The following is a 23,509-nucleotide window of genomic DNA, read 5'->3' as shown; positions in this document are numbered from 1 at the left end:
CTTGTTGTTGCCGGGGTCTGTGTGCCTACCGGTAGGCCCGTACGGTCCTCCCTGGGGGGGGCCGGGCTCTCCCAATCCCCCCAACATGGCGGCCGGGGGGGGGGGGGGCCCGCCCCCCCCGGCAGCCGGCACGGATCAGCGGCGCGGGCGGCGTCCCCGGCCCGAGCGGCCCGAGCCCTCGTCGTCCGGCTGGTCGCGGTGATCGCCCAGCAGCTCGTCCGCCAGCGTCGGCAGGTCGTCCAACGGGGTCTCCTCGGCCCAGTCGGGACGAGGCCGTCGGCCGGAGCGCTCCCGCTGCTCCGGATGCTGCTGGTCCTCCCAGCCGCCGACCTGCGGAAGCTCGCGGGTGCGCTCGTTCTCGCTCTCCGGCGCGGAGTTCGCCGGGCGCTCGTCGCGGAAGATGCCCCGCGGAATACGGTCCGCCGGATTCGTCTCCCGTACCGGGGGAAGAACCGTCGTCTCGTCGGCGGCACCCGGCGCACCGGAGCCGCCTGCACGGCCGGACCAGTCGTGGATCTTGGGGATCATCGCCGTCTCGGCCTCATCGGAGGAGGACGAGGTCGAGCTGTCCGGGGCGGGCACCTGCTGCGTCACGTCGTTCGGGTTGACGATCGGCGTCGGCACCGTGATCTCGTTCTCCGGCACGGACGCGGCCGCAGCGGCCTCCGCACGAGCCTTCTCCGCCGCCGCCGCGGCGGCCTCGGCCTCCGCACGCCTGCGGGCCTCCTCGGCGCGCAGCAGCGCCTCTTCGGCCTTGCGCTGCTTCTCCAGCCGCAGCGCCTCGGCCTCCTTGCGCAGCCGCGCCTCCTCCTCGGCCTGCCTGCGCAGCCTGGCCTGCTCGGCCTCACGGGCAGCCTCCTCGGCCTCCCGCCGGACCCGCTCCTCCTCGGCCACCCGGCGCGCTTCCTCGGCCCGCTGCCGGGCCTCCTCCGCCTGCCGTTCGGCCTCGCGCCGGCGTGCTTCCTCCAGCTCGCGGGCCTTGCGCTCCTCCTCCTCGGCACGGAGCTTGGCGAGCTGTTCCTGCCGCTCGCGCTCCAGCCGCTCCTCCTCGGCCTTGCGGGCCGCCTCTTCCTCGGCCTTGCGCCTGGCCTCCTCCTCGGCGGCCTTGCGCGCCTCCTCCTGGGCCTTGATCTCGGCCTCCGAGAGCGGAAGGAGCTGGTCCAGACGGTGCCGTACGACCGTGGTGATCGACTCCGGGGCCTGGCCCGCGTCCACGACCAGGTAGCGGGTCGGGTCGGCCGCGGCCAGCGTCAGGAAGCCGGACCGGACCCGGGCGTGGAACTCCGGCGGCTCGGACTCCAGCCGGTCGGGGGCCTCGGTGAACCGTTCCCGGGCGGTCTCAGGGTCGACGTCCAGCAGCACCGTCAGGTGCGGGACGAGGCCGCTCGTGGCCCAGCGCGAGATCCGGGCGATCTCGGTCGGGGAGAGGTCGCGGCCCGCGCCCTGGTAGGCGACGGACGAGTCGATGTAGCGGTCGGAGATGACGATCGCACCCCGCTCCAGCGCCGGACGGACGACCGAGTCGACGTGCTCGGCGCGGTCGGCGGCGTACAGCAGCGCCTCGGCCCGGTTGGAGAGCCCGGCCGACGAGACGTCGAGCAGGATCGAGCGCAGCCGCTTGCCGACCGGCGTCGCGCCCGGCTCACGGGTGACGACGACCTCGTGGCCCTTGGCGCGGATCCAGTCGGCGAGCGCATCGACCTGGGTGGACTTGCCCGCGCCGTCGCCGCCCTCCAGAGCGATGAAGAAGCCGGTCGCGGCGGGGGCGACCGCCGGGTCGCCGCCGCGCAGCGCCTCGCGCAGATCGCGGCGCAGTGGCACTCCGGAGCGGTCGTCCGTCTTTGCGAGGACGATCACGGCGACCGGCAGCAGCAGCGCGCCGATCAGCATCAGCGTGAAGGCCGCTCCACCGTGCTCGAAGGCGAAGTCGCCCGAGCCCAGCCGGTGGGCGCCGATCGCGGCAGCCAGCAGCGGGCCCGCGAGCGCGCCGAGCGCGATGAGGACCCGTACGACGGCCTGGAGGTGCTCGGTGGTCCTGGCCCGGCGGAACTCCTCGGTCTCCTGGTCGACCAGGACATGACCGGTGTGTGCGGCGACGCCCGCGGCGTAACCGGCGAGCACCGCGATCATCAGCACGGTCGCCGTGTCCGGCACGAGGCCCATGGCGAGCAGTGCGAGGCCGGTGACGGCGGTGGCCAGCGAGAGCAGCCGGCGCCGCGACAGGGTGGGCAGCACCTTCTCCGCGGTCCGGATGCCGACCCCGGTGGCGCCGGTCAGGCCGAGGATCAGCAGTGCGAAGGTGGCGGGTCCGCCGCCCAGGTCGGCGGCGTGCAGCACCGAGACGGCGGCGGCCGCGGCGATGGCTCCGGCGACGGCGGCCGACGCTCCGACGACCAGCGGGACGGATCCGGTGCGGCCCCTGTCGGGTCCGCTGCCGGTCGACGGCCGTCGCAGGCCCTCCAGCGGCGAGCGCGGGCGCGGGGTCTGCGTACCGGGCAGTTCCAGGAAGTACAGGATGGAGATCGACGCCGAGAAGAGCCCGGCAGCGACGTACGAGCCGAGGGCTGCCTGGTGGATCGAGAACCATTCCAGGCCCGAGCCCAGCAGGTTGCCGATGAGGGTGGCGATCAGCAGTGCGGCCGCCGCCAGCGGGATCGCGGCGAAGTCGGTCCGGACGGAGAGCCGGCGCAGTGCGTCGAGGTGGTCGGGCAGCGGGCGTACCGTCGCGCCCTCGGGGGGCGGGGCGGGCAGCAGTGCGGGGGCGGCGCCGTCCTTGGCGACCGTCCACAGGCGCTCGGCCGCGCCGACGACGAAGACGGTGATGAGGATCATCATGAGTGCCTTGTCGGGCATCCAGTCGATCCACAGCGGCGCGACGACCAGCAGCGCGAGCCGCAGCCCGGCCGTCCCGATCATCAGCCACCGCCGGTCCAGCGGTCCGCCGGGCGCGGTGAGCGTCGTCAGCGGCCCCAGGAGTACGGCTCCGAAGAGCAGGGTGGCAAGGATCCGGGCACCGAACACCGCGGCGACGGCAAAGGCCGCGCCTCGGTACCCGGTCCCGAATGAGCCCTCAAGGACCGCCGCTTGCAGCGACATCAGCACCAGCACGAGAAGGGCGAGGGCATCGCCGGTACTGCCGACGAGCTGCGCGCTCCACAACCGCTTCAGCGGGGGAACACGCAACAGGGCTCGTACGGCGCGCTCGCGTGAGTCTGCGGCAAGTGTGTCGGAGGTGGGGCTCACGACCGTTGGCTGCTCGGCTCGCGTCATCCGCCCAGCCTATCCGGAGCGGCGGGGTCCCCGGGGGCCCCGTCCGAACATATGGGCGCCCGAGCCGTCCCGGTACTTCCGGCCCGCCCCGCCGGAAACCCGTGCGAACGCCGAAGGGGCCGGAAAATCCGGCCCCCCGGGACGCTTCGGCCCTACCGCTCGGTTCAGTCCTCCACGGACGCCGCGGTGGCCTTCTTCGCCGCGGTCGCCTTCTTGGCGGCGGTCGTCGTCTTCTTCGCGGTCGCCGTCGTCTTCTTCGCCGCCGTCTTCTTGGCGGTCGCCGTGGTCTTCTTGGCGGCCGTCTTCTTCGCGGTCGCCTTCTTGGCCGGGGCCTTCTTCGCCGTCTTCTTCTTGGCGGGTCCCTTGGCACGCTTCTCGGCGAGCAGCTCGTAGCCGCGCTCCGGCGTGATGTCCTCGACGCTGTCGGCGGTGCGCAGCGTCGCGTTGGTCTCGCCGTCGGTGACGTACGCGCCGAAGCGGCCGTCCTTGACCACGACCGGAGCCCCGCTCACCGGGTCCGTCCCCAGCTCCTTCAGCGGCGGCTTGGCCGCGGCCCGGCCGCGCTGCTTGGGCTGGGCGTAGATCGTGAGGGCCTCTTCGAGCGTGATGTCGAAGAGCTGGTCCTCGGAGGTGAGCGACCGCGAGTCCGTGCCCTTCTTCAGGTACGGGCCGTAGCGGCCGTTCTGCGCGGTGATCTCGACACCCTCGGCGTCCTCGCCGACGACGCGCGGCAGCGACATCAGCTTGAGCGCGTCGGCCAGCGTCACCGTGTCCAGGGACATGGACTTGAAGAGCGAGGCGGTCCGCGGCTTCACCGCGTTCTTGCCGGTCTTCGGGGTGCCCTCGGGCAGCACCTCGGTGACGTACGGGCCGTAGCGCCCGTCCTTGGCGATGATCTGGTGCCCGGTGACCGGGTCCGCGCCGAGCTCGAAGTCGCCGCTCGGCTTGGCCAGCAGCTCCTCCGCGTACTCGACGGACAGCTCGTCGGGCGCCAGGTCCTCCGGGACGTCCGCGCGCTGGTGGCCCTCGGCGTCCTTCTCACCGCGCTCGATGTACGGGCCGTAGCGGCCCACCCGGAGCTTGATGTCGTTGCCGACGGGGAACGAGGAGATCTCGCGGGCGTCGATCGCACCGAGGTCGGTGACGAGCTCCTTCAGACCGCCGAGGTGGTCGCCGTCGCCGTTGCCCGCGTCGGAGGCCGAGCCCGCACCGGCCGTGTCGTCGCCCGCACCGAAGTAGAAGCGCTTGAGCCACGGCACGGACTGGGCCTCACCGCGCGCGATGCGGTCGAGGTCGTCCTCCATCTTCGCGGTGAAGTCGTAGTCCACGAGCCGGCCGAAGTGCTTCTCCAGCAGATTGACCACGGCGAAGGAGAGGAACGACGGGACGAGCGCCGTGCCCTTCTTGAAGACGTATCCGCGGTCCAGGATCGTGCCGATGATCGACGCGTACGTCGACGGGCGGCCGATCTCGCGCTCTTCGAGCTCCTTGACCAGCGAGGCCTCGGTGTAGCGGGCCGGCGGCTTGGTGGCGTGGCCGTCGACCGAGATCTCCTCGGCGGACAGCGCGTCGCCCTCGGCGACCTGCGGCAGGCGCCGCTCACGGTCGTCGAGCTCGGCGTTCGGGTCGTCGGCACCCTCGACGTACGCCTTCATGAAGCCGTGGAAGGTGATCGTCTTGCCGGACGCGGAGAACTCGGCGTCCCGGCCGTCGCTCGCCCGGCCGCCGATCTTGACGGTGACGGAGTTGCCGACCGCGTCCTTCATCTGGGAGGCGACGGTCCGCTTCCAGATCAGCTCGTAGAGCCGGAACTGGTCGCCGGTGAGGCCGGTCTCGGCGGGGGTGCGGAAGCGGTCGCCGGAGGGGCGGATCGCCTCGTGCGCCTCCTGTGCGTTCTTGACCTTGCCGGCGTACGTGCGCGGCTTGTCCGGCAGGTAGTCGGCGCCGTAGAGCTGGGTGACCTGCGCCCGTGCCGCGGAGACCGCGGTGTCCGAGAGGGTCGTGGAGTCGGTACGCATATAGGTGATGAAGCCGTTCTCGTACAGCTTCTGCGCGACCTGCATGGTGGCCTTGGCCCCGAAGCCCAGCTTGCGGCTCGCCTCCTGCTGGAGGGTCGTCGTGCGGAACGGGGCGTACGGGGAGCGGCGGTACGGCTTCGACTCGACGGACCGGACGGCGAACGAGGAGTCGGCGAGCGCGGCGGCCAGGGCGCGGGCGTTCGTCTCGTCCAGGTGCAGCACCTGGCCGGAGGCGGACTTCAGCTGCCCGTCCGGACCGAAGTCTCGGCCCTGGGCGATGCGGCGGCCGTCGACCGCGCTGAGCCGGGCGGTGAGGTTCGACGGGTCGGAGGCGTCACCGGTGCGGCCGGTGGCGAAGGTGCCGGTGAGGTCCCAGTACTCGGCGGAGCGGAAGGCGATGCGCTCGCGCTCCCGCTCGACGACGAGACGGGTCGCCACGGACTGGACACGGCCGGCCGACAGGCGCGGCATGACCTTCTTCCACAGGACCGGCGAGACCTCGTAGCCGTAGAGACGGTCGAGGATGCGGCGGGTCTCCTGGGCGTCGACCATGCGCTGGTTGAGCTCGCGCGGGTTGGCGACGGCGGCCCGGATCGCGTCCTTGGTGATCTCGTGGAAGACCATCCGGTGGACCGGGACCTTGGGCTTCAGGACTTCCTGCAGGTGCCACGCGATGGCTTCGCCCTCGCGGTCCTCATCGGTGGCGAGGAAGAGTTCGTCGGACTCGGCCAGCAGCTGCTTGAGCTTCCTGACCTGGGCTTTCTTGTCCGCGTTGACGACATAGACGGGCTGGAAGTCGTGCTCGACGTCGACGCCGAGCCGACGGACCTCGCCGGTGTACTCGTCCGGTACCTCTGCGGCGCCGTTCGGCAGGTCGCGGATGTGCCCGACGCTCGCCTCGACGACGTATCCGGGGCCGAGGTAGCCCTTGATCGTCTTCGCCTTGGCAGGCGACTCGACGATGACGAGTCGGCGGCCGCCCTGTGCGGTCTCGCTGGTCGGGGACAACTTCGCTCTTCTCTCCGGTCGACGCTCGGTGGGCATCCGGGCAGCGCGATGACGCTGCCGATGGTGCTGTCGCTGCGGAGTGTGACGGTACAACCCGCCCCCGTGTCAAACGGCAAAAGCCCGCAACGGCCACTCGAACGGTAACCCGACTTCCGCCATTCCTGCCGCCCGGACCGCCCGGACCGCCGTGTGCACGGTCACTGCCTGCGGGTTTCCGGGTGCTGTGGCGGCGCTGCGGACGCCGGTGGCGGGCCGCCTGCGGTCCGGGCGTGTTCCCCGCCACTGCCTGCCGTGCGCTGCGGGTTTCCGGCCGGGCCGGTGGGCGGTGGATCAGATGCGGGTGAAGCACCACACGCCGAGGACGAGAAAAAGTACGCCGAACACAGTGGCGAGCGCGGCGGAGGCGACGGGGCTCACGCCGTGCGCCACCGGCGCGCGGTGCAGCACGCGCGCCCCCGTCCACAGCAGCAGCGCGGCACCGAACAGTGCGAATGCCGATCCGGCGAAGACTGCGGGTCCGCTCTCCATGCCGTACGCCTCCCTGTCCCTGGCCGAGCCGGGACGTGTGCCGTCCGGCCATGGGGAGGCTGCCACCCCAGGACGTCGGCCATGCGAACCCCGGGTGAATGGCCGGTTCCACCCGCATCCGCCTCCGCCCCGTGACCGCGGGACGGACGTCCGGCCGGGGTGCCGGCGGGGCTCCCGCCACGAACCGGCCGACAAGCCACCCCGAGGCTCCGTCCGCAACTCCGCACGCAGCTCCGTCCGGCGCCCCGCCGGGCACCGCCGGGCGCCTGATCCGGAATCCGCCCCCTCCACGACGCACCGCCGACGGCGAACCCGAATCCGCTGATCGTGGGGCCCTTCCTTACGTACGGCGATACGCACCCGGGAAGGAACGGAGCCCGAGCAAGGGCCCCGAGCACGACCGGCGCACCACCGGTCCTGCCGGACCGGACCCGCGCCATCAGCCCGCCGAAGGAACCGGCTCCAGGAAGCCCTCCTCGACCAGCAGCCGGATCGCCTGCGGGGTCCGGTCGCGCAGCAGCACCGGGTCCTCGTTCATCAACTGGGCGATCGCGTCCAGGATCCGGCCCGCCGGCAGCGTGCCGTCGCACACCCCCGCGAAGCCGGCGCCCACGGCGTCGACCTTCGTCGCGCGTCGCATGCCCCGGTTCTGACGGAGCACCACGTGCTCCGGGTCCTCCGCGCCCGGCAGACCGACCTGCTCCTGCACGACCTCGGCGGCCAGGGTGAAATGCCCGGCCAGGAGTGCTGCGTCGTCCTGCTCGCGGAGGTAGTCCTGACGGGCGAAATGGGCCTCGACGGCCGGTCCGAGCGGCTGCTCCACCGCATGCGGCCACTCCTCGATCACGACGGACGGGTTACCGGCGGCGGCCGCGGCGGACTTGCGCAGGGTGATCCACCCGAAGCCGACGCCCTTGGTCTTGCGGGCCTCGAACTCGTCCAGCCAGGCGTCGTACCGCGCGGCGTACTCGGCGGGGTCCGTACGGTGATCGCCGCTGTCGCGCAGCCACAGCTCCGCGTACTGCGTGACGTCCTGGACCTCGCGCTGCACGATCCAGGCGTCGCAGCCGTACGGAACCCAGGAACTCAGCCGGCTCTGCCACTCCTCGCCCTCGACGTGCTGCCAGTTGGCGAGGAAGTGGGCGTATCCGCCCTCGTTCAGCCGGTCGCCGGTCTGCTGCACCAGGGTCCGGCAGAGATCGTCACCGCCCATGCCGCCGTCGCGGTAGGTGAGGCGGGCACCGGGCGAGATGACGAACGGGGGGTTGGAGACGATCAGGTCGTACGTCTCGGCGCCGACCGGCTCGTACAACGAGCCCTGGCGAAGCTCGGCCGGGGCGACTCCGGACAGCGCGAGCGTCAGCCGGGTGAAGTCCAGCGCACGGGGGTTGAGGTCGGTGGCCGTGACCCGGGTGGCGTGCTGCGAGGCGTGCAGCGCCTGGATGCCGGAGCCCGTGCCGACGTCGAGCGCGGAGGCGACAGGGGTACGGACGGTGATCCCGGCGAGCGTGGTGGACGCCCCGCCGACGCCCAGTACCACGCCCTCCTCCCGCGAGCCGATGCCGCCCGCGCCACCGACGGCACAGCCCAGGTCGGAGACGATGTACCAGTCCTGCCCCTCGGGCCCGCTGTACGGACGTACGTCGACCGCGGCCCGGACCTCGTCGCCGGCGTGGGTCACCCAGCCGTCCTCGACGCACTCGGCCAGCGGGAGCGCGGCGCGGGCCCGCTCGTACGGCACCGGGTGCTGGAGCAGGAACAGCCGCACCAGCGTGTCCAGCGGAGCGTCACCCCGGGTGGCACGCAGCGCCGGGACCGTCTCGCTGCGGGCGAGCGCGGCGTAGGCGGACGCACCGAGCAGGTCGAGGAGCCCGTCGGCGGTGAAGGCGGCGGCAAGCAGGGCTTCGCGGAGCCGGGGCGAACGGTCGGGCACGGGGAGGCTGGTCGTACTCACCCACCCATTGTGGCCGCTCCCACTGACAACGGCAGCGGCCCGGCGCCCATCGGGGCGGCCGGGCCGTTTGTACGTCACGCCATGCGGCACGGCCGCCACTCCGACACGTCGTCCGGCGCGACGGCCGCGCGTCGCGGCGACCGCGCATCGTGGAACCGTTGCCGACGCTGCTGCCGCGTGGTCACGCCTTCTTGCTGGGCGAGGCGGAAGGCGCCGTGGACGGCGACGTGTCGGCCTTCGGCGGCACCGATGCCGTCGGCTTCTGGCAGCCCTTCTGCTTCGCCATGGCGGTGCCGACCTCGCCGGACTGAAGCTTCTTCAACGCCTCGTCACCACTGGTGCTGATCTTGTTCAGCTCGTCCGCGATGCCCTTGAGCCCGTCGGCGAACTTCGCCTGGTCCTTCGTCTCCAGGGCGTCGATCTTCTTCTGAAGGTTCGCGTACGCCGCGGAGGATGCTTCGAGCTCCTTCACGGCCTTCTTCTGCGTGGTCTCACCGCCGTCGACCGGCGGCGGGCCCGCGGAGTCGACTGCCGCGCCCAGCGCCTTGTACGCCTGCGAGATCTGCTGGAAGGCGGCCGAGTCGGTCTTCTGGACGTCGGCGGGCTTGCTGTTGTCCGCGGTCTGCTGCTGGATGGCGGCGTTGGCGTTCGCGATCTTCTGGAGCTGGGGCTGGACCTGGTCACAGACCTTCTTGGCCCAGTCGTTCACCTTGTCGCTGTTGTCGTCGCCGCTGCAGCCCGACAGCGTAAGTACCAGTACCGCGCCGCCGGACAGCGCGGCCGCAAGCTTCTTGTTCACCGGATCGGTCCCTTCCAAGGCTCTCGGCCCCGGAACTTACACGGCGAGCGCACTCCATCCGGATGCCGGACGTCCGATGAGTGGCCTTTTGTAGCCATTTGCACCAAGGGAAACAAGGGAGATACAACTCACCCACACAGCCCTCCGTCGGTCGGAAACACACTCACGGGCAAGCACACGTACGGCGCACGGATCGGGCGGCTCAGCCGAGGACGGCGCCGGGCCCGAGATGCGATCGGGCGGACGGCGCATCAGAATGCGCCGACCGCCCGGTCATTGAGCCGGGGGCGACTACATGTCACCGCCCCGCCCGGGCCATCGGCTCACGAAACGGCTGCCTGGCCGGGCGACTTGGCCGGCCTGTTCCCGTCACCGTCCCTGCCTCCGTCCCCGTCGCCCGGATCCTCGTCGCCCACGGCGATTCCGCGCCGCTTGGAGGCATAGACCGCGCCGACGATGACCCCGAGGGCGAGCGCCGCCACCAGCGCCCGCACGCCGACGCTCGCGTCCTGCCCGTAGCTGAACTGCACCACCGCTGGGGCGATGAGCAGGGCGACCAGGTTCATCACCTTGAGCAGGGGGTTGATCGCCGGCCCCGCCGTGTCCTTGAACGGGTCGCCGACCGTGTCGCCGATGACGGTCGCGGCATGGGCCTCGCTGCCCTTGCCGCCGTGATGGCCGTCCTCGACGAGCTTCTTGGCGTTGTCCCACGCGCCACCGGAGTTGGCGAGGAAGACCGCCATCAGAGTGCCTGTCCCGATGGCACCCGCGAGATACGAACCGAGCGCTCCGACACCGAGCGTGAAGCCGACGGCGATCGGCGCCAGAACGGCCAGCAGACCGGGTGTGGCGAGCTCGCGCAGGGCGTCCTTGGTGCAGATGTCGACGACACGCCCGTACTCCGGCTTCTCGCTGTGGTCCATGATCCCGGGGTGCTCGCGGAACTGCCGCCGCACCTCGTAGACCACGGACCCGGCGGACCGCGACACCGCGTTGATCGCGAGCCCGGAGAAGAGGAAGACGACCGCGGCACCGAGGATCAGGCCCACCAGGTTGTTGGGCTGCGAGATGTCCAGACTGAGCGTCATCGCACCGGCCTTGGCCCCCACGTCGTCGACCGCCATGGCGATCGCGTCGCGGTACGAGCCGAAGAGCGCCGACGCCGCCAGAACGGCGGTGGCGATGGCGATGCCCTTGGTGATGGCCTTGGTTGTGTTGCCGACGGCGTCCAGGTCGGTCAGGACCTGCGCACCGGCACCCGTGACATCACCGGACATCTCGGCGATGCCCTGCGCGTTGTCCGAGACCGGGCCGAAGGTGTCCATGGCGACGATGACACCGACGGTGGTGAGCAGCCCGGTTCCCGCCAGGGCCACCGCGAAGAGCGCCAGCATGATCGACGTACCGCCGAGCAGGAACGCCCCGTAGACGCCCAGGCCGATCAGCAGCGCCGTGTAGACGGCGGACTCCAGGCCGATGGAGATACCGGCGAGTACGACGGTGGCCGGGCCGGTCAGCGAGGACTTGCCGATGTCCTGGACGGGACGCCGGCCGGTCTCGGTGAAGTAGCCGGTCAGCTGCTGGATCAGGGCGGCCAGCACGATGCCGATGGCGACGGCGACCAGGGCGAAGATCCGCGGGTCGCCACCGTGCGAGGTGATCGCGCCGTCGGTCACACCGTCCAGTGCCGCGTACGAGGACGGCAGGTAGACGAAGACGGCCACGGCCACCAGTACCAGCGAGATCACCGCGGAGATGAAGAATCCGCGGTTGATCGCGGTCATTCCGCTGCGGTCGGCGCGGCGCGGGGCGACCGCGAAGATCCCGATCATCGCGGTGATCACGCCGATCGCCGGGACGATCAGCGGAAAGGCCAGTCCGGCGTCGCCGAAGGCGGCCTTGCCGAGGATGAGCGCGGCGACGAGCGTCACGGCGTACGACTCGAAGAGGTCGGCCGCCATGCCGGCGCAGTCGCCGACGTTGTCGCCCACGTTGTCGGCGATGGTGGCGGCGTTGCGCGGGTCGTCCTCCGGGATGCCCTGCTCGACCTTGCCGACGAGGTCGGCGCCGACGTCCGCGGCCTTGGTGAAGATTCCACCACCGACCCTCATGAACATGGCGATCAGTGCGGCCCCGAGGCCGAAGCCCTCCAGCACCTTCGGGGCGTCGGCGGCATAGACGAGCACGACACAGGACGCACCGAGCAGGCCGAGGCCCACGGTGATCATGCCGACCACGCCACCGGTACGGAAAGCAATCTTCATCGCCCTGTGCGAAACAGCGGTGAGATCTTTCTCCGGTTCGCCTTCCGCGGGCGTCGCCTCTCGCGCAGCAGCGGCCACACGGACATTACTGCGTACCGCGAGCCGCATCCCGATGTATCCGGTGACCGCCGAGAAAAGCGCACCCACCAGGAAGAACAAAGAACGGCCCGCGCGCTGCGACCAGTTGTCGGCCGGTAGCAGCAGAAGCAGGAAGAAGACCACGACGGCAAAGATGCCGACGGTGCGCAACTGCCGGGCCAGATAGGCATTCGCGCCTTCCTGAACGGCGGCCGCGATCTCCTTCATGCGGTCGGTGCCCTCGCCGGCCGCCAGCACCTGGCGCACCAGCAGTCTGGCGACGACCAGTGCGGCGACGGCGACGACCGCGACGACGCTCACGATGACACGGTTGTCATCGGTGAGAACCGCGGCCGCCAGAGAAGCGGACCGGCCGGAAGGTGCAGAGAATGCGGAATCTTGCACGGATCCTGCCAGTGGGGTGTTGAAGAACTCCGCCATACGTCCTCCTCGACGCTCAGCGCTCAAGACGTGGACGGATTGTAGGGAGCGAGAGCTGATCAAAACAGTGCGCCGTAAATGTAATTGACCTTCACCCGCCGATCGATAAATGATCGCCCTCTCGGAGAGGCCCAAATGCAGTAATGGGGCAGGCACATTTTCTGCAGATCATTGATCACGCATAAATGAAAAAGGCCCTGCTCAGCAGGGCCTCAAAAATCGGATCCAGAAATGGACCGGGGAGGAGGTTCGACCGGACCGGGGCGGGCGGATGGGGACGGTGGGCCGCCCACGGGCATGCGCCGCCCGTGGCGCCTCAGGGGAGCAGCGTCATGACAGCACGCTCACGGCATCAGGGCAACACGGTCGAGGGTGTCTTCGGCCAGCTCATGCGGATCACTCCGCCCTTGGCTCCTGATCTGACTTCCACATCATCGACGAGGCCGCTGATGACCGCGAGACCCATCTCGTCCTCGCCATCGGCGTCGCTCTCGTGATCCGGCTCATCGAGACCACCGCCGGGCGTGGCGCCGCGTGTCGCGGAGGCTCCTACGGGTCCGCCGAGTGCGGGATCGGCCCCGGGGCCGGGCACCTCGTCGGCCACCTCGACGGAGAAGGACTTCTCCTCCTCGATCAGGGCGACGGAGACGGGAGCGGTGATGTCATGGCTGCGGTGCAGCCCGACTGCGCGGCTGCAGGCTTCACCGACGGCGAGTCTGACCTCGTCGAGCACGGCTTCGTCGACCCCTGCCCGGCGCGCCACGGCGGCCGCCACGAGGCGGGCCGTCCTGACGTGTTCGGGCTGGGCGCTGAAGCGGAGTTCAACAGTGGCCATGCGATCCCCCTCAGACGTACGGGCGTGCATCCCAGGGGCCCGGGCGCGCTGCCCGGCGTCCCTGCTCTTCTTCGCGCTTCTTCATTCTTCTTCGCGCTTCTTCTCAGATCCGACGACCCGCGGGTTCGCCGATCTCGCTGATCGCGTCGATCGCGTCGTCGAACACCGGACGCCGTCGGAAGCGACGGACAGCCGTCGGCCGACGGACCGACAGACATCTGTCCGGCAGCCGGGCCGCTCGCAAACGAGCGGTCACCGGGCGAACCGGACAAGCCGAACGAACGGCCCCGGCCGGCAGCCGGTCGAACAACAGCCCACCGGCCGACCGCCAAACGGCTCACGCCGACCGGCCGAACGCCGACCGGCCCGGTCGTCCGAGCACCCGGCCGACGGGAGCACCGGTCATCCGGCTCCCCGACCGACCATCCGGCCACCGGGCCACCTGGCCGCCCGACCACCGGGCGACAACCCGACCGTGCGATCGGTCTGCCTCGCGGCAGTCGGCCGTCAGGCACCCCCGCGTCGCACCGGCCCCCTGGCGGGCCGCCGGTGCGTCGGCTGCGTACCGGACCGGCCTCGGCCGGCCCGACCGGCGGACCGGCCACGGGCCGACCGTCAGTCGGTGGCCGCGACGGCCTCGTCGACCGTGGTGTGAATCGGGAACACCTTGGTCAGCCCGGTGATCCGGAAGATCTTGAGAATGCGCTCCTGGTTGCAGACCAGGCGCAGCGAGCCCTCATGGGCCCGGACACGCTTCAGGCCACCCACGAGCACGCCGAGGCCGGTGGAGTCGAGGAAGTCGACGCCTTCCATGTCGACAACCAGGTGGTAGCTGCCGTCATTCACCAACTCGACCAACTGCTCGCGCAGCTTGGGCGCGGTATACACATCAATCTCGCCACCGACCTCGACGACCGTACGGTCGCCACCAGGGCCGGACACATTGCGAGTCGACAAGGACAGGTCCACGGATCCTCCAGCACCTTGCTATCGAGCGGTCGCCCCTCGGTCTCCCCGGCGGAGCCAGGGAACGGATCGCCAGCCGCGATGGCATTCAATCACTTACAAGCAGCCATGCACGACGGCTTGGGGCCATTGTCCGTCACGCCAGTGACACACTCGGTGCCGATGGCCAAGAATCACCGCCCCAGTCGACCACCCGGGAACAGCGACACCAGTCACTCTCCCGCCATGGTCCTCGACCGGCTCGCCGCAGTGGCTGGCCGGTCCGCGCGCATCACTCATACGGAGCACTTGCCCCCGCGTGCGGGAACCCATGCCATCTGGCCCGATCGCATCCGGCCGGAAGTCGTCGCCGCGATCCAGCGGGCCGGAATCGAACATCCGTGGGCGCACCAGGCGGCCGCGGCAGAGCACGCCCTGGACGGCGAATCCGTGGTCATCGCCACCGGAACCGCGTCCGGCAAGTCGCTCGCCTACCTCGCCCCGGTCCTCAGCGCCCTGCTCGACGGCTCCGAGGCCCCGAACGGCCGCGGCGCCACCGCCCTGTACCTGGCGCCCACCAAGGCCCTGGCGGCCGATCAGAGGCGTTCCGTGAAGCAGCTCGCGGCACCGCTCGGCAACGCCGTCAGGCCCGCGGTCTACGACGGCGACACGCCGGTCGAGGAACGCGAGTGGGTGCGTCAGTACGCCAACTACGTCCTGACCAACCCCGACATGCTGCACCGCGGGATACTCCCGTCCCACCCCCGCTGGTCCTCCTTCCTGCGCGCCCTGCGCTTCGTCGTCATCGACGAGTGCCACACCTACCGCGGCGTCTTCGGCTCCCACGTGGCCCAGGTCGTTCGCCGGCTCCGCCGCCTGTGCGCCCGTTACGGAGCCGACCCGGTCTTCCTCCTCGCCTCCGCCACCGCGGCGGAACCCTCAGTCGCGGCCGGCCGCCTCACCGGTCTCCCGGTCAAGGAGGTCGCCGACGACTCCTCACCCCGCGGCGAGGTGGTCTTCGCGCTGTGGGAGCCTCCTCTGACCGACCTGCACGGCGAGAAGGGCGCCCCTGTCCGCCGCACCGCCACCGCCGAGACCGCCGACCTGCTCACCGATCTCACCGTCCAGGGGGTCCGCTCGGTCGCCTTCGTGCGTTCCCGGCGCGGCGCCGAGCTGATCTCCGTCATCGCCAAGGAGCGCCTCGCCGAGGTGGACCGCTCCCTGCCGGCCCGGGTCGCCGCCTACCGCGGGGGCTACCTCCCCGAGGAACGCCGCGCCCTCGAGCGCGCCCTGCACTCGGGGGAACTGCTCGGACTGGCCGCCACCACCGCCCTCGAACTCGGCATCGACGTCTCCGGCCTGGATGCCGTCGTGATCGCCGGCTATCCCGGCACCAGGGCGTCGCTGTGGCAGCAGGCGGGCCGCGCCGGACGCTCGGGCCAGGGCGCGCTGGCCGTCCTGGTGGCCCGCGACGACCCGCTGGACACCTTCCTCGTCCACCATCCCGAGGCGCTGTTCCAGCAGCCCGTGGAGTCGACCGTCCTCGACCCGGACAATCCGTACGTACTCGCCCCCCATCTGTGCGCCGCCGCCGCGGAGCTCCCCCTCACCGGGCCCGACCTGGAACTCTTCGGCCCGGCCGTGCCCGAACTGCTGCCGCAGCTGGAGGCCGCGAAGCTGCTGCGCAAGCGGCCATCGGGCTGGCACTGGACCCGCCGGGAACGAGCCGCGGACCTCACCGACATCCGTGGCGAGGGCGGCCGCCCCGTCCAGATCGTCGAGGAGGGCACCGGCCGACTGCTGGGCACCGTCGACGAATCGGCCGCGCACACCGCCGTCCACGAGGGCGCCGTCCACCTCCACCAAGGACGCACGTACCTGGTCCGGAAGCTGGACCTGGAGGACTCGGTGGCCCTGGTCGAGGAGGCCGTCCCGCCGTACTCGACCACCGCCCGCGACACCACCTCGATCGCCGTTCTGGAGACCGACACCGAGATCCCGTGGGGTGACGGACGGCTCTGCTACGGCTCCGTGGAGGTCACCAGCCAGGTCGTCTCCTTCCTGCGCCGCAAGCTGATCACCGGCGAGGTCCTCGGCGAGACCAGGCTGGACCTGCCGCCCCGCACCCTGCGCACCCGTGCCGTCTGGTGGACGGTCACCGAGGACCAGCTCGACGCCGCCCGTATCAATCCGGAGATCCTGGGCGGCACCCTGCACGCCGCGGAGCACGCGTCGATCGGGATGCTGCCGCTCTTCGCCACCTGCGACCGGTGGGACATCGGCGGCGTCTCCGTGCCGATGCACCCGGACACGCTGTTGCCCACGGTCTTCGTGTACGACGGCCACCCGGGCGGTGCCGGATTCGCCGAGCGGGCCTTCCACACCGCCCGTGCCTGGCTGACCGCGACCCGCCAGGCGATCGCGTCCTGCGAGTGCGAGGCCGGCTGCCCGTCCTGCGTCCAGTCCCCCAAGTGCGGCAACGGCAACGAACCGCTGCACAAGCGTGGCGCCGTACGCCTCCTCACCGAACTCCTGCGATACGCGCCCCCGCCCCCTGAGGAACCGGACCCCGAAGTGCCGTCGGAACCGAACCCCGCGCAGCCTCCGGAGCCGGAGTCGGCTCCGGGGCGGGAGGCGGAAGCGCCGGAGATGCGGGAGCAGCCGCCGGAGGGCCGGCCCGGGACCTGACCGCCGGTTCGTACGGCCCGAAACTCACCCGAACCGTCACATCGGCGATCTCCCCGCGCACCGCACACCGGACCACCACAGCCCCCTGCGCCGCGGCCACCTTCTCGGCGGCCGCGCATGCCTCCCCAGGACCTTGTAGGGCCCGGTCGGCCGCGGCCAGCGCCGCCAGATCCGCCGCACCGCCCGCCCGGTGCCGAGCGGCCACCACCTGCCCGAGGGCCAGCACGACCGCGAACACCGCGCACAGCGTGGCCGTGGTCATCGCCACCCACACCGTGGCCAGCCCCCTGTCCTCGCCCCGCCCAGCCCTGCCCAGCCGCGCGGGGACGGCTGCCCGCAGCCACACGAGCGCAGTCGCCCGCCACCTCCCTCCCGTCCGGTTCATTGCGTCACCCCCACCGTGTCCTCGGCCAGTGCGGCCGCCTCCGCGTGCAGCGTCAGGGCCAGCGGCCCCGGCCCCGGCATCGGAGCCGCCACCCGTACCCGCCACAGCTCCCCGGAGCGTTCCATCGCGACTTCGGCTCCGCCGGGTGCCGCCGAACGGGTGACCTCAAGCACCTGTGCCTCCGGCTCGGAACGCGCGGCCGCCCTCGCCCCGGCCCTCGCCGCGTCCACGCACCGGATCTGGGCGGAGGCGGCCATCAGCGCCCAGACCAGCGCCAGGGCGAACATCGCCAGCACCGGAACCGCCATGGCCGCTTCCGCAGTCACCGCGCCCCGATCCGACGCCCGGACACCCGGTCTCCCGCCCTCGACACGGGAACGGCCTCCGGCGCACGCTCCGGGACCGCTCTCAGAACTTCGCATCGAGCGCGTCCTTCAGCAGCGACTGCAATGCGGACATCACAGGCTGGCTGGTGACCACCTTGTAGAGCACCGCCGCGAACGCACAGGCCGCAATCGTCCCCACCGCGTATTCGGATGTCGTCATTCCGCTGTCCGACCGGGCCCGGAATGCCATGCCACGCACCCAGCTCCTGATTCGCTGAATCATTTCAACCCCCCGTGAAATCGGCAATTCATATCGAATGGATTTTTATTTACACTTTTCGGTCATGTGGTCTGAAGCAGTCCGGTCGCCAGGCCGATCACCACGGGCGCCACCCCGACCGTCAAGAAAGCGGGCAGAAAGCAGAGCCCCACGGGACCGGTGATCAGCACGCCTGCCCGTTGGGCGCGCGCCACGGCCGCACTCGCACGTTCGGCCCGCATCGCCTCGGCCAGCCGTGTCACCGGCTCCGCTGCCGGAGCCCCGGTCGACCCCGCCCGCTCCAGGCAGCGGGCCAGCGCACTCGCACCCGGTATCTCCCCGAACCGCCCCCAGGCCGCCGCAGGTTCACCACCGAGCCGGATCTCCGCGGCCGTCCGCGCCAGGCACCTGCCGACGGGCCCTCCCAGCGACTCCCCCACCGCCTCGGCCGCCTCCCGGGGCCCGGCCCCGGCGGAGATGCAGGCCGCCAACAGGTCTGCCGCCAACGGGAGCTGACGTGCGGCCTCCGCCATCTCCGCGAGTCCGGCTCCCGGTTCGGTGCCGCGTCGGCCCCGCTGCCACCGCCAGGCCCCGTACGCCCCGAGCAGCCCCGCCGCGCAACCCGGCAGACCGCCGACCAGGACCCAGCCCACCGCCACAGCGCCCAGCGGCGCGATCCACTCCTTCACCCGGGCGCCGGGCACCGCATGTCCGCGCCCGTCCCCGCGCCCACCCCAGCGCTCGCGCTTGCGTTCCGGACCGCCGATCGCCAGCAGTGCCGCGCCCCGGCGGCACACCGCCCGCCTACGCCCGAGCCCTGCCAGGGCAAAGGTCGTACAAGCGACCGCACTCACCACCGCGCACACCGCCGCCACCCGGTGCACGGCTTCGTGGGCGACCCCGCTCACCCCGCTTCCCCCGCCCGTACGATCCGGGCCGCCCAGCAGAGGCCGGCCGCCTCCAGCAGTCCGCCCGTCACCAGACATACCAGCCCGGCCGGGGTGTGCAGCAGCACCCGCAACGGATCGGCCCCGAGCGCCGCCCCCAGCCCCAGCCCCAGCACCGGGAGCAGCGCCAGCACAGCCACCGTCGACCAGGCACCCGCCAGTTGGGCCCGCAGTTCCTCCCGTCTGCGGCGCTCGGCCCGCAGCGCGCCCTCCAGGCGGTCCAGCCCCACCGCGAGCCCCGCCCCGCCGTCGACCGCCACCCGCCAGCAGGCCGCCACCCCGGCGAGTCCGTCCAGCCCCGGCTCCCGCGCCGCCTGAGCGAGCGCCCCCGGCACGTCGCCGCCGAATCGCGCCGCAGCGGACACACTCGCCTCAGCCGCCCCCATGACCCCGTTGCCTCGGAGGGCGACGAGCAGCGCCTGCCCGGGTTCGTGCCCGGCCCGCAGCTCACCCACGGTCGCGCCGCACAGTGCCACCACCCCGGTTTCCCGGCGCTCCCGCTCGTTGCCCAGGGCCCGCCTGCGCAGCCACCGCCGCACCAGCGGCACGGCCACCGCCCCGCCCAGCAGCGGCAGCACGGACTCCCCCAGCACGGCGACAATCAGCGCCACCGGGAGGCACAGCCACTCCCGCCGCTCCCTCGACCGCTCCAGCAGCCACACCACGACCCGCTCCCGAAGCACTCGCAGCGGCGGCCGGACCTCCCCGTCGGCAAACAGCACCCTGGCCCTCCGTCGGCCATGGTCCTGCGCCGCCACCAGCCAGGCCGCCGTCCCGACGCACAGGGCCACCGCACCACTGACGCCCACCGACAGCCCCATCGACGCATCCCCCGTCACAGCGCGCCCCCGATCAGCGACCGCAGCCGCTCCCAGCCCCGCTCCCGCACGAATCCATCGGCGCCCCAGCGCAGCGCGGGCACGGTGACCACCAGGCCCGCCGCGTCCCGCTCCAGAACCTGCACCTCGGCGATCCGCCGCTGCCCGGTCCGGTCCCGTACGAGATGGACCACCACCGACAGCGCGGCCGCCAACTGGCTGTGCAGCGCCGTCCGGTCCAGCCCCGCCGCCGTCCCCAGCGCCTCAAGACGGGCCGGTACGTGCTCGGCGGCATTGGCGTGGACCGTCCCCGAACCGCCCTCGTGGCCGGTGTTCAGGGCGGCAAGGAGCTCGGTGACCTCCGCGCCCCGTACCTCTCCGACCACCAGCCGGTCGGGCCGCATCCGCAGGGCCTGCCTCACCAGATCCCGAAGGGTCACCCGGCCCGCCCCCTCCTGATTGGCGGGGCGCGACTCCAGGCGCACCACATGCGGATGGTCCGGCCGCAGCTCCGCCGAGTCCTCTGCCAGCACGATTCGCTCCCGTTCCCCGACCGCGCCCAGCAGACTCGACAGAAGAGTCGTCTTCCCGGCCCCCGTACCTCCACTGATCAGATACGAGACCCGGGCCTCCACCAGAGCCCGCAGTACGCGGTCACCGCCAGGCGGCACCGTCCCCGCCGTGACCAGCTCCGCCAGCGAGAAGGCCCTGGGCCGAACCACCCGCAGCGACAGGCACGTCGAGCTGACGGCCACCGGCGGCAGCACGGCATGCATCCGGGTGCCGTCCGGAAGCCTGGCGTCCACCCAGGGGCGGGCGTCGTCCAGCCGCCGCCCCGCCACGGCGGCCAGCCGCTGCGCCAGCCTGCGCACCGCGGCCGCGTCCGTGAAGGTCACCCCGGTGAGTTCGAGACCGCCTCCCCGGTCCACCCACACCCGGTCCGGCGCTGAGACCAGCACATCCGTCACCACCGGATCTGCGAGCAGCGGCTCCAGAACCCCGGCCCCGACCAACTCGCCCCGCAACTCATCAGCCGCACCGAGCACTTCGGCGTCCCCGAGCAGCCGCCCCTGGGCCCGCAGCGCCGCCGCGACCCCGGCCGGCGTCGGCGCCGTGCCACTCTGCGCGAGCCGCTGCCGTACGGCGTCGAGCATCGTCTGGGTCATGACACACCCCCACCGGCTCCTCCTCCTGCGCGTTCCGGGGCGAGCGCCCGCTCCCAGAACGCCGCGCAGAACCGGGCCAGCGGACCGCGCGCACTGCCACCCGGAGGCGCGCCGCCGTCCCGGGCAGCCAGCAGCCCGGGGTCGATGGGGAGTTCACCGGCGAGCGGAAGCCCCAGTGCCTGGGCCACCCACCGCTCGTCGAGGCCCGCCGCGTACGGCCCGCGGGACACCACTCGAAGGTCGTCCAGGATCATCCCGGCCATCGACGCCACGCGCTTCGCCGCCGCGACCGCGCGTAGTTCCCCCGGGACCACCAACAGCCCGAGATCCATCTGCGCGAGCGCCTCGGCCACCGATTCGTCGACCCGGCGCGGCAGATCGACGACCACCACTCCGCCGAGCCTGCGCGCAGCGGCCAGCACGGCCTGTATGGCCTGCGGCGGGATGGTCACGCAGTCGTCGCGGCCCCAGCTGAGCACCCGCAGCCCGTGCAGCGCCGGTAGTGACTCCTCCAGCGCACCCCCGCCGACCCGCCCCTTGGAATGGGCGAAATCCGGCCATCGCATTCCTTCGGCCCGTTCGCCACCGAGCAGCACGTCGATGCCACCGCCGAGCGGGTCGCCGTCGATCAGCATCGTCCGCCGCCCGCCCCTGGCCGCGGTCACCGCCAAGGCGCAGGCCAGTGTGGACGCGCCCGAGCCACCCCGGCCACCGATCACTCCCACGGTGAGCGCCGGCCGGCCCACCCCCTCCGCCGCATTGGCGATCTGGTCGACGAGCCAGCTTTCCGAATCGGGCAGCCTCAGCACATATTCGGCCCCGATCTCCACGGCTCGGCGCCAGACATCCGGGGCGTCCTGTTCCCTGCCGACGAGCATCACGCCCCGCCTGCGCACCGCCCCTCGGCATCGCTGCGCGGCATCATCGCCCACGAGAACCATCGGGGCCTGCTCCCAGCTGCCCCTGCTCTCTGGTGGGGAGTGATGGACTTCCGGTTCCGCTCCGGCGGCCGCACACAGCCTCAGCAGATCGTCGAGCAGTTTCACATCCTCGGTCACGATCAGCGGTCCGCCCTGCCGCCCTCCGGCGGCCGGCAGAGGATCCCTCGCGATGGACTCGGCCACGATCTCCGCCCCCTTCTCACTGCACCTTCATCGCGGTTCGCGGTGATCTCGGAGCGTTCCGGGATCGGCGATTCCACAACCCGCGGACTTCGCGGTGGAATCACCGTGCAGCGCTTCGGAAAATCGTGTGGATCTTGCTCGAAAACTGTGGACAACTCCACCGTTGTGAATATCTCCGTCGCCCATACCGGCGACTTCCGGAGTGCAGCCCTTCCGCTACGCACCGTCACGAGTCATGATGGTGAGGACAGCCCGAGAAGCGGGCCGCAGCGACCGAAATAGGGGCGGAATGCTTGATTCCGAACGACAGAAACGCGTCCGGACATGCGACGACCCCCGCCGGGGGGGAGAGCGGGGGTCGTCCCCACGGCCGACTCGGGGGGGGAGGAGCCGGACCGGGTTAGCACGGTCGCGAACGATCCGTGACTTCCATGGTGTACCCGAGAGCCTTCTCAGGCAAACCCACGCACCGGAGTTTACGCCGAATGATGTCCCCCTATGCTCTGCCTTGTGGAAAACCGCTTCTTGCCGCGCACAGCCGCCTTCTTTGACCTGGACAAGACGGTCATTGCGAAGTCTTCGACGCTGACCTTCAGCAAGTCCTTCTACCAAGGCGGACTGATCAACCGCCGCGCTGTACTGCGCACCGCGTACGCACAGTTCGTGTTCCTTGCCGGGGGTGCAGATCACGACCAGATGGAGCGGATGCGGGAATATCTCTCCGCACTCTGCAAGGGCTGGAACGTCCAGCAAGTGAAGGAAATCGTCGCCGAGACCCTGCACCAGCTGATCGACCCCATCATCTACGACGAAGCGGCGACACTCATCGAAGAGCATCACACCGCCGGACGCGATGTGGTGATCGTTTCGACCTCGGGCGCCGAGGTCGTCGAACCGATCGGCGAGCTGCTCGGTGCCGACCGGGTCGTAGCCACCCGAATGGTCGTCGGTGACGACGGCTGCTTCACCGGCGAAGTCGAGTACTACGCCTACGGGCCGACGAAGGCCGAGGCGATCAGGGCCCTCGCGGTGTCGGAGGGGTACGACCTCTCACGCTGCTACGCATACAGCGACTCCGCCACGGATGTACCGATGCTGGAGTCGGTCGGCCATCCGCACGCGGTCAATCCGGATCGCGCACTGCGGCGCGAGGCGACCCTCCGCGAGTGGCCGATTCTCGTCTTCAACCGGCCGGTCCGGCTCAAGCAGCGACTGCCTGCTTTCTCACTTCCGCCACGTCCGGCATTGGTCGCGGCGGCAGCGGTGGGCGCGGCCGCCGTCACGGCGGGACTGGTCTGGTACTCCTCACGCCGCCGCGCCGCGACCTCCGCCTGACGCACTGACGCACTGACGCACCCCTGAGCGACGACCCGGCGCGTCCTCCTGAGCGACGACCCGGCGCGCCGACTCGACAGCCGGTGCGAAATATCCAACTCGCCCGTAATTGAACCTAAAAGTAAAGAAGTGGGGCCAGCACTACCGCTCACCCTGGCTCTGGAGTACAAATGACTCAACGGCCCGCGAGACCAAGGACATCCGAGAGGATTACCTGTAACGCAGAGACGGCCCCACGGACCGAGCATGAAAACCGAGCACCCACGCGACGTCGACCCGTCGATTACGGGCCAGCCGCACCAGGGAACGGGCAAAGCATCC

General features: G+C 71.3%; 16 protein-coding genes and 1 pseudogene. 2 read left to right on the top strand and 15 right to left on the bottom strand.

The features are described 5' to 3' along the window. Positions 1-135: 135 nt before the first annotated feature. From tmk to ACIRJP_RS30420, 8 genes are all read right to left on the bottom strand, one after another. The gene (gene tmk / locus ACIRJP_RS30455) at positions 136-3,270 is read right to left on the bottom strand and encodes a dTMP kinase (protein WP_404180891.1); all 3,135 of its coding nucleotides are present in this window, start codon (positions 3,268-3,270) and stop codon (positions 136-138) included. A gap of 164 nt (positions 3,271-3,434) precedes the next feature. Then, positions 3,435-6,296: a type I DNA topoisomerase gene (topA, locus tag ACIRJP_RS30450; RefSeq protein WP_404180888.1), complete on the bottom strand. Its 2,862-nt coding sequence runs from the start codon at positions 6,294-6,296 to the stop codon at positions 3,435-3,437. 330 nt (positions 6,297-6,626) lie between these two features. Then, positions 6,627-6,824 (bottom strand): hypothetical protein, encoded by a 198-nt coding sequence (locus tag ACIRJP_RS30445; RefSeq protein ID WP_266731806.1) that lies wholly within the window; start codon positions 6,822-6,824, stop codon positions 6,627-6,629. 439 nt (positions 6,825-7,263) lie between these two features. Further along, a complete protein-coding gene (locus ACIRJP_RS30440) occupies positions 7,264-8,778 on the bottom strand; it encodes a methyltransferase (RefSeq protein WP_404180885.1) in 1,515 nt (504 codons plus the stop codon). A gap of 181 nt (positions 8,779-8,959) precedes the next feature. Beyond that, positions 8,960-9,577: a small secreted protein gene (locus tag ACIRJP_RS30435; RefSeq protein ID WP_404180882.1), complete on the bottom strand. Its 618-nt coding sequence runs from the start codon at positions 9,575-9,577 to the stop codon at positions 8,960-8,962. Positions 9,578-9,900: 323 nt separating this feature from the next. After that, positions 9,901-12,360, bottom strand: coding sequence for a sodium-translocating pyrophosphatase (locus tag ACIRJP_RS30430; protein ID WP_404180879.1), 2,460 nt, complete (start codon positions 12,358-12,360; stop codon positions 9,901-9,903). 352 nt (positions 12,361-12,712) lie between these two features. Next, positions 12,713-13,195 (bottom strand): ATP-binding protein, encoded by a 483-nt coding sequence (locus ACIRJP_RS30425; protein ID WP_404180876.1) that lies wholly within the window; start codon positions 13,193-13,195, stop codon positions 12,713-12,715. A gap of 615 nt (positions 13,196-13,810) precedes the next feature. Continuing rightward, the gene (locus ACIRJP_RS30420) at positions 13,811-14,164 is read right to left on the bottom strand and encodes an STAS domain-containing protein (protein WP_003967428.1); all 354 of its coding nucleotides are present in this window, start codon (positions 14,162-14,164) and stop codon (positions 13,811-13,813) included. 78 nt (positions 14,165-14,242) lie between these two features. On the opposite strand from ACIRJP_RS30420, the gene ACIRJP_RS30415 reads away from it, so the two are divergent. Further along, the gene (locus ACIRJP_RS30415) at positions 14,243-16,828 is read left to right on the top strand and encodes a DEAD/DEAH box helicase (protein ID WP_404180873.1); all 2,586 of its coding nucleotides are present in this window, start codon (positions 14,243-14,245) and stop codon (positions 16,826-16,828) included. A 40-nt stretch (positions 16,829-16,868) separates the two neighbouring features. Here the strand turns inward: ACIRJP_RS30415 and ACIRJP_RS30410 are convergent. The 7 genes and pseudogenes from ACIRJP_RS30410 to ssd all read right to left on the bottom strand — a co-directional run. Beyond that, positions 16,869-17,090: pseudogene (locus ACIRJP_RS30410) on the bottom strand (Rv3654c family TadE-like protein); the annotation flags it as partial. 119 nt (positions 17,091-17,209) lie between these two features. Then, positions 17,210-17,635 carry a TadE family type IV pilus minor pilin gene (locus ACIRJP_RS30405; protein ID WP_404180870.1) on the bottom strand — a complete coding sequence of 142 codons (426 nt, stop codon included), beginning with the start codon at positions 17,633-17,635 and terminating at the stop codon, positions 17,210-17,212. After that, positions 17,622-17,822 (bottom strand): DUF4244 domain-containing protein, encoded by a 201-nt coding sequence (locus tag ACIRJP_RS30400; RefSeq protein ID WP_404180867.1) that lies wholly within the window; start codon positions 17,820-17,822, stop codon positions 17,622-17,624. Before ACIRJP_RS30400 ends, ACIRJP_RS30405 begins: the two co-directional genes overlap by 14 nt. A gap of 59 nt (positions 17,823-17,881) precedes the next feature. Beyond that, the gene (locus ACIRJP_RS30395; RefSeq protein WP_404180864.1) at positions 17,882-18,706 is read right to left on the bottom strand and encodes a type II secretion system F family protein; all 825 of its coding nucleotides are present in this window, start codon (positions 18,704-18,706) and stop codon (positions 17,882-17,884) included. After that, positions 18,703-19,566 carry a type II secretion system F family protein gene (locus tag ACIRJP_RS30390; protein ID WP_404180861.1) on the bottom strand — a complete coding sequence of 288 codons (864 nt, stop codon included), beginning with the start codon at positions 19,564-19,566 and terminating at the stop codon, positions 18,703-18,705. Before ACIRJP_RS30390 ends, ACIRJP_RS30395 begins: the two co-directional genes overlap by 4 nt. 14 nt (positions 19,567-19,580) lie before the next feature. Next, positions 19,581-20,729, bottom strand: coding sequence for a TadA family conjugal transfer-associated ATPase (locus ACIRJP_RS30385; protein WP_404180858.1), 1,149 nt, complete (start codon positions 20,727-20,729; stop codon positions 19,581-19,583). Further along, a complete protein-coding gene (gene ssd, locus ACIRJP_RS30380) occupies positions 20,726-21,853 on the bottom strand; it encodes a septum site-determining protein Ssd (protein WP_404180855.1) in 1,128 nt (375 codons plus the stop codon). Before ssd ends, ACIRJP_RS30385 begins: the two co-directional genes overlap by 4 nt. Positions 21,854-22,351: 498 nt before the next feature. Between ssd and ACIRJP_RS30375 the strand changes: the two genes are divergently transcribed. After that, entirely contained in the window at positions 22,352-23,188 is an 837-nt protein-coding gene (locus ACIRJP_RS30375) for an HAD family hydrolase (RefSeq protein ID WP_404180852.1), read from the top strand. Positions 23,189-23,509: the final 321 nt, after the last annotated feature.

It is taken from the genome of Streptomyces sp. NPDC102437 (assembly GCF_044765565.1).
Taxonomy (GTDB): Bacteria; Actinomycetota; Actinomycetes; order Streptomycetales; family Streptomycetaceae; genus Streptomyces.
Note: the sequence above shows the minus strand (reverse complement) of the source record. Positions and strands in the feature narration are given on the sequence as shown.

Excerpts from the sequence above, each read along its gene's own strand:
- tmk (WP_404180891.1), bottom strand. The coding sequence starts at position 3,270 with ATGACGCGAGCCGAGCAGCCAACGGTCGTGAGCCCCACCTCCGACACA.
- ACIRJP_RS30445 (WP_266731806.1), bottom strand. The coding sequence starts at position 6,824 with ATGGAGAGCGGACCCGCAGTCTTCGCCGGATCGGCATTCGCACTGTTC.
- ACIRJP_RS30430 (WP_404180879.1), bottom strand. The coding sequence starts at position 12,360 with ATGGCGGAGTTCTTCAACACCCCACTGGCAGGATCCGTGCAAGATTCC.
- ACIRJP_RS30425 (WP_404180876.1), bottom strand. The coding sequence starts at position 13,195 with ATGGCCACTGTTGAACTCCGCTTCAGCGCCCAGCCCGAACACGTCAGG.
- ACIRJP_RS30415 (WP_404180873.1), top strand. The coding sequence starts at position 14,243 with ATGGCATTCAATCACTTACAAGCAGCCATGCACGACGGCTTGGGGCCA.
- ACIRJP_RS30405 (WP_404180870.1), bottom strand. The coding sequence starts at position 17,635 with ATGCGAAGTTCTGAGAGCGGTCCCGGAGCGTGCGCCGGAGGCCGTTCC.
- ACIRJP_RS30400 (WP_404180867.1), bottom strand. The coding sequence starts at position 17,822 with ATGATTCAGCGAATCAGGAGCTGGGTGCGTGGCATGGCATTCCGGGCC.
- ACIRJP_RS30390 (WP_404180861.1), bottom strand. The coding sequence starts at position 19,566 with ATGGGGCTGTCGGTGGGCGTCAGTGGTGCGGTGGCCCTGTGCGTCGGG.
- ACIRJP_RS30385 (WP_404180858.1), bottom strand. The coding sequence starts at position 20,729 with ATGACCCAGACGATGCTCGACGCCGTACGGCAGCGGCTCGCGCAGAGT.
- ACIRJP_RS30375 (WP_404180852.1), top strand. The coding sequence starts at position 22,352 with ATGCTCTGCCTTGTGGAAAACCGCTTCTTGCCGCGCACAGCCGCCTTC.